Source organism: Caecibacter sp. AF58-12pH5A (genome assembly GCF_027681725.1).
Classification (GTDB): domain Bacteria; phylum Bacillota; class Negativicutes; order Veillonellales; family Megasphaeraceae; genus Megasphaera; species Megasphaera hominis.
This window is the reverse complement of the sequence record NZ_JAQDBC010000051.1, coordinates 1-12745: the sequence shown is the minus strand read 5'-3', so window position 1 is coordinate 12745 and position 12745 is coordinate 1. Positions and strand designations below refer to the sequence as shown.

The following is a 12745-nucleotide window of genomic DNA, read 5'->3' as shown; positions in this document are numbered from 1 at the left end:
TTCGAGCCAGTGATCCTCATTCGTTTTTATAGGGGCGTTATTTCACAGCCCCTTTTTTTATTGACACGTACGGGGGAGCTTGCTATAATGAACATAAAAGAACATAAAATAACAATTGTTAACATTAGGAGGAGCAACTATGACAGCAAAATTCGTTGGCATTACCATGGGTGATCCGGCCGGTATTGGCCCGGAAATTTCTCTGAAAGCAATTGATGCACGAGATGAATATAAGCAATCCGTTCTGATTTATGGCAGCTACAACGTATTAAAATATTATCACGATCTGCTGGGCATGCAGACGCCGCTGGTGCAGATTGACAAGGTGGCTGATTTCCAGCCGGGCAAGATCAACGTCATTTCCGTCGTCGGCCTGACCCTGGGCAAAGACCTGGAAATCGGCAAGGTATCGCCTGTGGCCGGCGATGCAGCGTACCGCTATTTGGAACGGGCCATTGGTGACGCCCTGCAGGGCGATCTCGAAGTCATTACGACGGCGCCGCTCAATAAGGAAGCTCTCCACAAGGGAGGCCACATGTTTGACGGCCATACGGAAATCTTTGCTACGCTGACGCAGACGAAATCCTATACGATGATGCTCTGGAGTGAAAAGATGTCTGTCGTCCACGTATCGACCCACTGCTCCCTGCGCCAAGCCTGTGACCGGGCCAAAAAGCCGCGCATTATGGAATGCATTCACCTGGCTCAGCAGGCGATGCAGCAATTGGGCGTAGAAACGCCGCGTATTGCCGTAGCCGGCCTCAATCCCCATAGCGGTGAAAACGGCCTCTTCGGTACGGAGGATTTGGAAGAAATCGCCCCGGCTGTAGCGGCTGCCCAGGCGGAAGGCCTGCACGTAGACGGGCCGGTACCGCCGGATACGGTCTTCCTCAAGGCCTACAAGGGCGTGTACGATATCGTCGTTGCCATGTATCACGATCAGGGCCATATTCCCATGAAGATGATGGCCTTTGACAGCGGTGTCAACGTGACGCTGGGCCTGCCCATTATCCGCACGTCTGTCGATCACGGCACGGCCTTTGATATTGCCGGCAAAGGCATTGCGAATGTGGAAAGTATGTTATATGCAGTCGATCTGGGCCAACGCTTTGCTTCAGGCCGGCACTGAAATTGATAATGTTCTGAGGCTTTGGGCCACGGCGCTAGGCGCGGTGGCCCTTATTTTTACTGTTTTTTGGCATACGTACGATAACAAAAGAGATATTCTCTTGATAAATAGTGAGAAATAACGTAGAATAACCATGAGAAAGATTTATTGATACTATGATAATTTATAGTGATTATTACTTACATAACCATACAGGAGGGGAGCATACTCGTGTTAGATTTTCGTATAAATACATTTTTATGTGTTTGCCGGTATATGAATTATACGAAGGCTGCGGCAGAGCTGCACATTACACAGCCAGCCGTGTCACAGCATATTCGCTATCTGGAGAAAGAGTATAATGCCAGATTATTTATCTATACGGGGAAGCACCTGAGCCTCACGACGGCTGGGAAGACGTTGCTGAGCGCTGCCTTGACGATTCGTCACGACGATTTTATTTTAAAAAAGAAGCTGCAAGAGTTGAAGCGCAGTACGCGCGTCCTTTCCTTTGGCGCTACCCATACGATTGGCGAATTTATGCTCGTCGATCAGCTGGCCCAGTACCTGCGGCAGAATAAGGATATGATGCTGCGCCTGGAAATTGCCGATACGGAAGAATTATTGAAAAAGCTCAACGAAGGCAGCATCGATTTTGCCATCGTCGAAGGCTTCTTTGAACAGAAAGAATACGAAACCCTGCTGTACGCCAAGGAACCGCTGCTGGCTGTGTGCGGCGTTGATTTTGACGCGCCGGAAGAAGTGTCCCTGACGGATCTCTTGCACAAGCGGCTCTGTGTCCGTGAAAAAGGCTCCGGCACGCGGGATCTGCTCGAACGGACCTTGTCGGAGTACAGCTTATCCCTGGAGGATTTCCCTTATCGTGCCGAAGTAGGCAGCCCCCAGGCCATCAAGGCCCCGGTCTGCCGCAACGCCGGCTTTGCCTTCTTCTATGAAAAATCCGTCCAGGACGAATTGCAGGCCGGTCTTATGCGGACCATTAAAATCCGGAACTTCCAGGCCCAGCACTCCTTTACGTTCCTCTGGCGCAAGGGCAGCATGTACGGCAGTGAATTCCGGGATATTTACCGGCAGTTGAAGTACTAGGAAGAACACGTTGGTTTCAACGGGCAGGCATTCTATGCCTGCCCGTATTATACTGAATAAAAGAAAGGATGAAACACATGATATATTCAACTGAAGTCAAGAACATGTGTCCCGTTGCCAAAGGCGCATACCACGGTCCGGCTCCCATACCGGAAGAAGGCGCCTGGGTACAAGTAAAAGAAATCAAGGATATTAGCGGTCTTACCCACGGTGTCGGCTGGTGTGCGCCCCAGCAGGGTGCCTGTAAGCTGACGCTGAACGTCAAGGACGGCATTATCGAAGAAGCCCTGGTGGAAACGATCGGCTGCTCCGGTATGACCCATTCGGCCGCTATGGCTTCGGAAATCCTGCCGGGCAAAACCCTCCTCGAAGCCCTCAATACGGACCTCGTCTGTGACGCTATCAACGTGGCCATGCGCCAGCTCTTCCTGCAGATCGTCTACGGCCGTACACAGACGGCCTTTTCCGAAGGCGGCCTGCCCATCGGCGCCAGCCTCGACGACCTGGGCAAAGGCCTGCGCAGCCAGACCGGTACCATGTTCGGTACGAAGGCCAAGGGCACGCGCTATTTGGAAATGACCGAAGGCTATGTAACGCGCATGGCCTTGGATGAAGAAAAACAGGTTATCGGCTATGAATTCATTCACCTTGGCAAGATGATGGAAGCCATCAAAAAAGGCGTCGATCCGGCTCAGGCCATGGAAAATGCCAAAGGACATTATGGCCGTTTTGAAGAAGCAGATTCGTACATTGATCCGCGACAGGAATAAGGGGGAGACGACTGATGGAATTATTCGAAAGCTATGACAGAAGAATAGATAAGATTCTCGGCGTGCTGAAAGAATACGGCATAGAAAACGTAGAAGCCTGCCGGGATATTTGCCAGAGCGCAGGCCTCGATCCCTACCAGATCGTCAAGGATATTCAGCCCATTGCCTTTGAAAACGCCGGCTGGGCCTACACTGTAGGGGCTGCCATTGCCATCAAAAAGGACTGTCGCACAGCCGTAGAAGCTGCCAAAGCCATCGGCATTGGCCTGCAGTCCTTCTGTATTCCCGGCTCTGTAGCAGAAGACCGCAAGGTCGGCCGTGGCCACGGCAACCTGGCAGCGATGCTCCTCGAAGACAGCACGCAGTGCTTCTGCTTCCTCGCCGGTCACGAATCCTTCGCCGCTGCAGAAGGCGCTATCGGCATTGTCCGTAACGCCAATAAAGCCCGTAAGGTACCGCTGCGGGTTATTTTAAACGGCCTCGGCAAGGATGCGGCCCAGATCATTTCCCGTATCAACGGCTTCACCTATGTCCAGACCCAGTTTGATTACAAGACCGGTGAACTGCACATCGTCCGGGAAATTGCCTACTCCAAGGGCGAACGCGCTGCCGTCCGCTGCTTCGGTGCCGACGACGTCCGCGAAGGCGTAGCCATCATGCACCACGAAGGTGTCGATGTTTCCATTACGGGCAACTCGACGAACCCGACGCGTTTCCAGCACCCTGTAGCCGGGACCTATAAAAAGGAATGCATCGAAATGGGTAAAAAATACTTCTCCGTCGCTTCCGGCGGTGGTACAGGCCGTACGCTCCATCCGGACAACATGGCTGCCGGTCCTGCTTCCTATGGCATGACGGACACCATGGGACGTATGCACAGCGACGCCCAGTTTGCCGGCTCGTCGTCCGTACCGGCCCACGTCGAAATGATGGGCTTTTTGGGCATGGGCAATAACCCCATGGTCGGTGCGTCCGTTGCCGTTGCCGTCGCTGTAGAAGAAGCAGCCAAGGCCGGCAAGTTCTAAGGCCGGTCACTACGGGCAGGCAGTCCGACATATGCCATTTATTGACATTGCCTTCATCCTGTGGTAATCTAAATTAGGATATTTTTTAGTTAGTTACGCTCAAACGGCGATCCCGTTTGAGCGTTTTTTTATGGGAGGCGGAAGCAATGAACGCAATTAAAACGTATGATGTTATTATCATTGGTGCCGGTCCGGCCGGGATTTTTACGGCTTTGGAGCTGGCCGATAAGGGACTCCGGATTCTCATAGTAGAAAAAGGCCAGGACATCCGGGCCCGTATTGCCACCAGCCAGAATCCGAACGCGCGCAAGGAAGATAAAGTGCGCAACGTCGTCTGCGGCTGGGGCGGTGCCGGCGCCTTCAGCGATGGCAAGCTGACCTTGACGACAGAATTCGGCGGCAATCTGGACGACTACATGTCCCAGGCCGAACTGCTCGAAAAAATCAATTACGTCGACGACGTATACTGCCGCTTTGGCGGTGCCGAACGCAAGGTCTATGGCGATGAAAACCTCGATGACATCCGCCAGATCAAACGGCGGGCGGCCGCAGCGGACCTGCGCTTTATTCCGGCCCGCATCCGTCACCTGGGCACAGACGTAAACGCCCAGATCCTGACCAACATGCGCGATTTCCTCGACGGCAAGGTAGACATCCTCTCCGATACGGCAGTGGAACACATCGTCGTCGAAGACGGTGCCATCAAGGGCGTCCGCATCAACGGCCAGGACTATGCCTGCCAGTATCTGGTCAGCGCCCCTGGCCGGGAAGGCTCGGAATGGTTTGTCAGTGAAGTAGAAAAGATGGGCCTGCGCCTGACGTCGAACGCCGTCGATATCGGCGTGCGCGTAGAAATGCCGGCCGAAGTCTTCGAGCCGATTACGGATATCGTCTACGAATCGAAGCTCATTTACTTCAGCAAATCCTTCGACGACCGCGTGCGCACGTTCTGCATGAACCCGTACGGCTTCGTGGTTACGGAAAATAACGACGGTCTCCTCACGGTCAACGGCCACAGCTATGCCCACAAGCGCAGTGAAAATACAAACTTTGCCATCCTCGTATCGAAGAAGTTCACGGAACCCTTCCACGAACCGATCCGCTATGGCAAATACATTGCCCGCCTGGCCAACATCCTCGGCGGCGGTGTCATCGTCCAGCGCCTGGGCGATTTCCTCGATGGCCGCCGTTCCACACCGGAACGGATTCAGCGCGGCCTCGTACGGCCGACTATGCCCAGCGCTACACCGGGGGATTTGTCTCTCGTCCTGCCGTACCGCCACATGATGGATATTAAGGAAATGTTCGAAGCCCTCGATAAGGTAGCGCCCGGTGCCAATTCCCGCCACACGCTCCTTTACGGCGTAGAAGTCAAATTCTATTCGAACCGCCTGGATCTTTCCAACAAGTTAGAAACGAAGATTCCCAATTTCTTTGCCATCGGCGACGGCGCCGGCATTACGCGCGGCCTCGTCCAGGCTTCGGCAGCAGGTGTCACGGTCGGCCAGGAAATCCTGGCCCGGACCCAGCAGGTATAGGAAGAAGGCTCCTTCTGGCGGCGTAATTTGTTGACGCCGCCAAGGATAGAGGCTACAATGGGTGAAAGGGCCGTCTGTTGCCGCAAGGAGAGACGGCTCCGTAACCAATGAGGAGGTTTCATTTATGTTAGCATCAAAGTTGTACAGCCCGACGCTGCGCGAAATTCCGTCTGATGCGGAAATTGCCAGCCATCAGTACATGTTGAAGGCCGGCATGATCCGTAAAAACGGTAACGGCCTGTATTCGTTCTTGCCCCTCGGCCGCCGGGTCGAACTGAAGATAGAGGCCATTGTCCGTGAAGAAATGGACAAGACCGGCGCTCAGGAAATCATGATGCCTATCGTACAGCCAGCTGAAATCTGGCACGAATCAGGCCGCTGGGATGCCTATGGCCCGGAAATGTTCAAATTGACGGACCGCCACGACAACAAGTACTGCCTGGGACCGACACATGAAGAACTGATTACGACGCTCGTCCGTAACGAACTGCGTTCCTATAAGCAGCTGCCGCTCACGCTCTGGCAGATGCAGAATAAATACCGCGACGAAATCCGTCCCCGTCTGGGCCTCATGCGCAGCCGTGAATTTGTCATGAAGGATGGCTATTCCTTTGATGCTGACGAAGAAGGGCTGCACCAGAATTACCAGATCATGTACGACGCCTATACGCGCGTCTTCACGCGCTGCGGCCTGCAGTTTAAGCAGGTCGAAGCCGATAGCGGCCAGATCGGCGGCAGCCATACGCACGAATTCATGGCCCTGGCCGGGGCCGGTGAAGCAGAAGTCGTATCGTGCTCTCAGTGCGACTATGCAGCGGATATCGAAAAAGCCACGCCGGCACCAATCGAAATGGCAGCCGAAACGCCGGGGAATGTAGAACTCATCGAAACGCCGCACTGCGCAACCATTGCCGATTTGGCCGAGTTCCTGCAGATTCCTGTAGAAAAGACCATCAAGGCCGTCGCCTTCAATATTGACGGCAAAAAGACCGTTCTCTGCATGGTCCGCGGCGACCACGAGGTGAACGACGTAGCCGTCCAGAACTTCGTCGGTGGCAACGCCATCGAACCGGCAACGGAAGAAGAGCTGAAGGCCCATGGCCTGCAGCCGGGCTACATGAGCCCTATGGACGCCGATACGCCGGACAACGAAACGTTCTTTGTCCTCGTCGATCCGACGGCCATGAACGTTCCCAACGGTGTCACCGGTGCCAACAAGCTCGGCTACCACTATAAGAACGTCAACGCCAAACGGGACTTCAAGAACGTCACCGTGACGACCATCCGCAACATGACCGAAGGCGACTGCTGCCCTAAATGCGGCGCGCCCGTCAACATTATGCGTGGCATCGAAGTAGGCCAGGTATTTGAATTGGGCACGAAATATTCCGAGTCCCTCCAGGCGACCTTCCTCGACCAGGACGGCAAGGCCAAGCCCTTCTACATGGGCTGCTACGGCATCGGCGTAACGCGCACCATGGCCGCCATCATCGAACAGTACCACGACGAACACGGCATCATGTGGCCTGTTGCCGTGGCTCCGTATAAGATCGCTGTCCTGCCCCTCAACATGAAGGATGAAGAAATGGCCTCCGTCGCTACGGACCTCTATGAAACGTTCCTGGCCCAGACGCCGGATGTTGTCCTCGATGACCGTAAGGAACGGGCCGGCGTCAAATTCAACGATGCCGACCTCATCGGCTACCCCGTCCAGGTCGTCGTCGGCAAGGACACGAAGACGAATGGTACGGTCGAAGTTAAGGTACGCCGTACGGGCGTCAAGGAAATCGTGCCGAAGGAACAGGCCGTTGCCCGCGTACAGGAAATCCTGGCGGAACTGCAGGCAAAAAATATGTAATTACCCGCTCTTTTCGGGCCCTGTGCATTGCAGGGGTCCGAAAAGATAGTGTATAATAAAAATTGATTTCTTTTTTCTTTCAACTATCCATAGGTGTGCAAAAGGAGAGATACAAGTGATAGAACGTTATACAAAAGAAGAAATGGGTAAGATTTGGTCAGAATATAACGAATGGGATACGATGAAGCAGGTCGAAATCCTGGCCAGCGAAGCGCAGGCCGAATTAGGCAACGTGCCTAAGGAAGCTGCTGCGGAAATCCGTGAAAAAGCAGCCTTTTCCGTAGACCGTATCCACGAAATTGAAGCGGAAACACATCATGATATTGCCGCTTTTGTATCTACTCTTTCGGAAAACATCGGCGAAGCAGGCAAGTACGTTCATTTGGGCCTGACCTCGACAGACGTAAAGGATACAGCCCTGGGCTACATGCTGGGCCAGGCTTCGGATATCCTCATCCGTGACCTGGAACAGTTCCGCGACGTTTTGCGCCGCCGGGCCGTTGAATTCAAATACACACCGTGCATCGGCCGTACCCATGGCATTCACGCAGAAGCCACGACCTTCGGCCTCAAGCTGTGCAACTGGCTGGCAGAAACGGAACGCAACATCGAACGCATGAAGCGGGCTAAGGAAACCATTGCTGTCGGCAAGATTTCCGGCGCCGTCGGCACCTACGCAGACGTCGATCCCTTCGTAGAAAAATACGTGTGCGACCATCTGGGTATTGCCGCTTCGCCTATTTCCTCGCAGACGCTGCAGCGTGACCGTCATGCCGAATACGTGACGACCCTGGCTGTCATTGCCAGCTCCATCGATAAATTTGCTACGGAAATCCGTCACCTCCAGCGTACGGAAGTCCGTGAAGCAGAAGAATACTTCAGCCCCAAGCAGAAGGGTTCTTCCATTATGCCTCATAAACGGAACCCCATTACGTGTGAACGCATGTGCGGCCTGGCCCGCGTCATCCGCGGCAACGCCCAGGCAGCTCTCGAAGACGTAGCGCTCTGGCACGAACGGGATATTTCCCATTCCTCTGTAGAACGGGTCATCCTGCCGGACAGCACCATCGCCCTGGACTACATGCTCCAGACCTTCACGCGCGTCATCGACAAGCTCCTCGTCTATCCGGACAAGATGCTTCAGGACCTGAACCTCACAGGCGGCCTCATTTACAGCCCGATTCTCCTCAATACGCTCGTAGAAAAAGGTGCTGTCCGTGAACAGGCCTACCGCTGGGTACAGCGCAATGCCATGAAACGCTGGCTCGAAGGGGAAGATTTCCTGGAAAACCTGAAAAAGGATGAAGATGTAGCCCGCTACATGACGCAGGAAGAAATCGAAGCCTGCTTCGACGTTCACAAAATGCTCAGCCATGTAGACACCATCTTTGCCCGTTTCGGCATCTGATATCAGGCACGATCATTCGGCAGCCCTTTACGGGGCTGCCTTTTTTTGGAGGTGAAAGGATGTATTATTTCGATAACGCCGCGACGACCGTACAAAAGCCTGCCAGTGTCGCCGACGCCGTCTCTAAGGCCCTGACGAGCGGCCTCTATGGCAATCCGTCCCGGGCGGCCCACGGCTATTCCCTGCGTTCCTACAGGGAAGTAGAGCAGGCCAAGGACCTCGTACGCCGGCTCTTCCACGCCGGTGAGGAGTACGGCGTGGCCTTTACGCACAATTCGACGCTGGCCCTCAACCTGGTCCTCAAGGGACTCATCCGGCCCGGTGCCCACGTCCTGACGACTATGTGGGAGCATAACGCCGTCCTCCGGCCCTTGTACCAGCTCGAAAAGGAAGGCGTCACCATCGACTACGTACGGGCCGACGCCGGCACGGCACGCCTGCATTACGAAGACCTGGAAGACAAGCTGCGGCCGGAAACGCAGCTCGTCGTCTGCAACCATGCGTCTAACGTGACGGGCAACGTCCTCGACCTAACGCGGGTGAAGGACTTTTGCCGCCGCCACGGCCTGCTCCTGGTCCTCGACGTGTCCCAGTCGGCCGGGGTCATTCCCATCGACCTTTCAGACGGCAGCGTTACGGCTGTCTGCTTTACAGGCCATAAATCCCTTTACGGCCCGGGCGGCACAGGCGGCATCTGCATCCGCCGCGATGCGCCGGCCGTGCCCGTCGTGACCGGCGGCGACGGCGTCCATCCCTTTGAGCACGAACAGCCCGGCGGCGTACCGGCGATTTTTGAAGCCGGCACGGCCAACGTGTCCGGCATCATGGGCCTGGCCGCCGGCATCGCATACATCCTGAGCCGGGAGCAGGACCTGAAAAAACGCCAAAATGCCCTGTCAGAGCAGTTTTTAGCAGGCCTTAGACAAGTACCCGGCCTGACCGTCTACGGCGACTTTACAGGGCCACGGGTGCCTGTTTTTGCCATCAATTTTGCCGGTGCCGAGTCGGCTACGGTGAGTGATATTCTCTGGCATACGTATGAGATGGCCACGCGGCCGGGCTTTCACTGCGCCCCTCTGGTCCACACGGCCTTAGGCACGACGGACATCGGTGCCGTACGCTTTTCCTTCTCGTCCTTTACGACGGCAGGGGACATCGACGCGGCCCTTAAGGCACTGCACGAGATAGCGGCGCTACAGTGATAATTATATTGCAAAAATGGTATAGAAATACAGCGTGTCTTTTTCTAAAGAACACTTGACTATCCCTAATGGAACATGTATCCTAGTATCGTGTTCAAGGGTAAGCGCACGTGTTCTCACAGTACGACGTACGCTGGTACATGTCCTGGTTCGCACCAGGGCATGTTTTTTATTTTTGGGGGTGTTCAGCATGAGTAAAGAAGCAGTGACAGGAGCCGTCCAGGAAGCGGCTACTATCCGTATTTTGCAGAAGATGGTTCAGACCAATACGGTGAATCCGCCGGGCAACGAAAAACAACTGGCCCAGTGGATTGCCGACGAGCTGGCCCGGGCCGGTATTGACGTCGAATTCCGCGATATGGGGGATAACCGGGCCAACGTCATTGGCCGCATTAAAGGCACGGGGGAACGAAAGGCCCTGCTCTTTGACGGCCATCTCGATACGGTGCCGCCGGGAAAATGGACGGAAGATCCCTGGGGCGGGATCATCAAAGAAGGCCGCTTATACGGCCTGGGCACGTCGGACATGAAGGGCGGCCTGGCGGCTATGATGCAGGTCTTGCTGGCAGTCAAAGCATCAGGGGTGGTGCTGAAGGGGGATTTGATCCTGGCTGCTTCCATTGATGAGGAAACGGACAGCCTCGGTGCCTGGGATTTATTGAAATCGGGCGGCCTCGACGACGTAGGAGCCATCGTCATTGGCGAACCGAACTACAATGAGATTACGATTTGCGAAAAGGGCGCCCTGTGGCTGAAGGTAACGCTCCATGGCAAGACGGCCCACGGCGCTATGCCGGAAAAAGGGATCAATGCCATCGTGCACATGAACGCCTTTTTGAATGAACTCCTGGCCTGTCAGTTCGCCTATGAGGAAAATCCTCTCTTAGGGAAACCGACCATGAATATTGCTACGCTCCACGGCGGCCTGAAAACGAATGTCGTGCCCGATCAGTGCGAGCTGACGCTCGATATCCGTACGGTACCGGGCCAGTCTCACGCAGCCATCCTCGACCAGCTGCAGGGCATTTGCCGGAAGCTGCAGCAGGACGTACCGGGATTTTCTGCCCAAATCGAGGTCATCAGTGACCGGGCGCCGGTAGAAACGAAAGGGACCGATCCCTTTGTAGCCCTGTGCCGCAGTGTCCATGAAAAGGTAACGGGCCGGACGACAGCGCCCAATGGCTTTATGTGTTATACCGATGCGGCTGTCTTTTTGCCCCATACGGATATTCCGCTTATTGTCTATGGCCCGGGGGAACAGCATATGGCACATCAGCCGGATGAATATATCGAATTGGATCGCCTGCACGAAGCGACACGGTTTTATGCAGAGCTGGTCCAGACGTACCTGGTTGACTAACGAAGAGGGGGCAGTGCCATGAATAGGAATTCCGCTTGGAAGCACAGGAATACAGTTATTATCATTTTATTTATCATTTGGGTTACGGCTTATTTGGACCGCATGGTAATGGCTACGGCCATTCCCTATATTGCCGATGAGTTTAACCTGACACCGCTGGCGATGGGCGGCGTCATGAGTGCCTTTTTTGTGGGCTATGCCTTATTCCAGATTCCCGGGGGACTTCTGGCAGATAAATTTGGCGCCCAAAAGGTCATGCTGACGGGCATTGCCTGGTGGTCGGTCTTTACGGCCGTGACCGGTATGGCCTCGAATCTGGCCCATATGCTGGTCGTCCGCGTAGCCTTCGGCGTCGGCGAAGGGATCTTTCCGGCCGCGTCGTACCGGACGATTTCCAATTGGTTTCCCCATAAAGACCGGGGAACCGCTACGGGACTCATGATGTCCTCGAATGCCTTTGGCCCGGCCCTGGCACCGCTTTTTGTCGTGGCCATTATGGCTGCCTGGGGCTGGCGGATGGTGTTTTATTCCCTTTTTATTCCCGGCGTGATCATGTGCCTTCTCATTTGGCGGCTCATTCCGGACAATCCGGCTCATAGCAAGGGAATCAGCCAGGCCGAATTGGCTGAATTGAAGGCAGATCAGGCGGCGCAGGTTGAAACCAGTCACGTGTCCTTTTGGGAAATCATTAAAGTACCGGCTGTGTGGCGTACGTTTGTGAGCTTCTTCTTTTTTGACATTACCCTGTGGGGCTTTTTGTCGTGGCTGCCCAGTTATCTGGTCAAGGCCAGAGGCTTTGAGCTGACGAAGATGGGGATTACGGCGTCCCTGCCTTTCTTTGCCGGTACGGCCGGTATTATCCTCTTTTGCTGGCTTTCGGATACGCGCTTTGCCCACAACCGGAAAATCCCCGTCATTATGACGCAGATTCCCGGGGCAATCTGCCTCTATCTGACCTATGCCGTGGCCGATCCGTCTTTGGCTATTGCCTTTGAAACGCTGGGCGGATTCTTCCTCTTTGGCGCCTTTGGCGCACTGATGGCGCTGCCTATGAGTGCCATTTCCAGTGCGATTACGGGCGGGCCATGGGCTTTGTCAATATGGCCGGCCAGACGGCCGGTTTCTTATCGCCTATCCTCATTGGCTATCTGGTACAGCTGTCCGGTGGCAGCTTTGGTACGAGCTTTGCCTGCCTCGTCGGGGCGACGGTCCTTTCCGTATTGGTCACCATGACCATTAAGGAACAGGCAGCCGAACCGGAAGCGGCAGCAGTAGAAGAAATTGCCTAAAAAGCGAATAAAAGATATACTAAGGGGATGTGACAAAATGAGAAATCATTTTGTCCACATCCTCTTTTTATTTGCATCTT

10 protein-coding genes are annotated in these 12745 nt (G+C 54.7%); all 10 read left to right on the top strand.

Going from position 1 to position 12745, the window contains the following annotated elements; all coding sequences use genetic code 11:
- Positions 1-139: 139 nt before the first annotated feature.
- The 10 genes from pdxA (at position 140) to PGX44_RS13090 (ending at position 12609) form a co-directional block, all read left to right on the top strand.
- The gene (gene pdxA / locus PGX44_RS13135) at positions 140-1129 is read left to right on the top strand and encodes a 4-hydroxythreonine-4-phosphate dehydrogenase PdxA (RefSeq protein ID WP_498855724.1); all 990 of its coding nucleotides are present in this window, start codon (positions 140-142) and stop codon (positions 1127-1129) included.
- Between the two features lie 168 nt (positions 1130-1297).
- Entirely contained in the window at positions 1298-2215 is a 918-nt protein-coding gene (locus tag PGX44_RS13130) for a LysR substrate-binding domain-containing protein (RefSeq protein WP_498855723.1), read from the top strand.
- Between the two features lie 77 nt (positions 2216-2292).
- The gene (locus PGX44_RS13125) at positions 2293-2985 is read left to right on the top strand and encodes an iron-sulfur cluster assembly scaffold protein (protein ID WP_186503419.1); all 693 of its coding nucleotides are present in this window, start codon (positions 2293-2295) and stop codon (positions 2983-2985) included.
- Between the two features lie 14 nt (positions 2986-2999).
- Positions 3000-4010 carry a GGGtGRT protein gene (locus tag PGX44_RS13120; protein WP_498855722.1) on the top strand — a complete coding sequence of 337 codons (1011 nt, stop codon included), beginning with the start codon at positions 3000-3002 and terminating at the stop codon, positions 4008-4010.
- 146 nt (positions 4011-4156) lie between these two features.
- Complete coding sequence (locus PGX44_RS13115; protein ID WP_498855721.1) at positions 4157-5548, top strand: NAD(P)/FAD-dependent oxidoreductase; 1392 nt, start codon at positions 4157-4159, stop codon at positions 5546-5548.
- Positions 5549-5672: 124 nt separating this feature from the next.
- Complete coding sequence (locus PGX44_RS13110; RefSeq protein WP_498855720.1) at positions 5673-7406, top strand: proline--tRNA ligase; 1734 nt, start codon at positions 5673-5675, stop codon at positions 7404-7406.
- Positions 7407-7521: 115 nt separating this feature from the next.
- Positions 7522-8814: an adenylosuccinate lyase gene (purB, locus tag PGX44_RS13105; RefSeq protein ID WP_186503413.1), complete on the top strand. Its 1293-nt coding sequence runs from the start codon at positions 7522-7524 to the stop codon at positions 8812-8814.
- A 59-nt stretch (positions 8815-8873) separates the two neighbouring features.
- Complete coding sequence (locus PGX44_RS13100) at positions 8874-10016, top strand: aminotransferase class V-fold PLP-dependent enzyme (protein ID WP_498855719.1); 1143 nt, start codon at positions 8874-8876, stop codon at positions 10014-10016.
- Positions 10017-10206: 190 nt separating this feature from the next.
- A complete protein-coding gene (locus PGX44_RS13095; RefSeq protein ID WP_186503411.1) occupies positions 10207-11376 on the top strand; it encodes a M20 family metallopeptidase in 1170 nt (389 codons plus the stop codon).
- Between the two features lie 18 nt (positions 11377-11394).
- Complete coding sequence (locus PGX44_RS13090; RefSeq protein ID WP_498855718.1) at positions 11395-12609, top strand: MFS transporter; 1215 nt, start codon at positions 11395-11397, stop codon at positions 12607-12609.
- Positions 12610-12745: the final 136 nt, after the last annotated feature.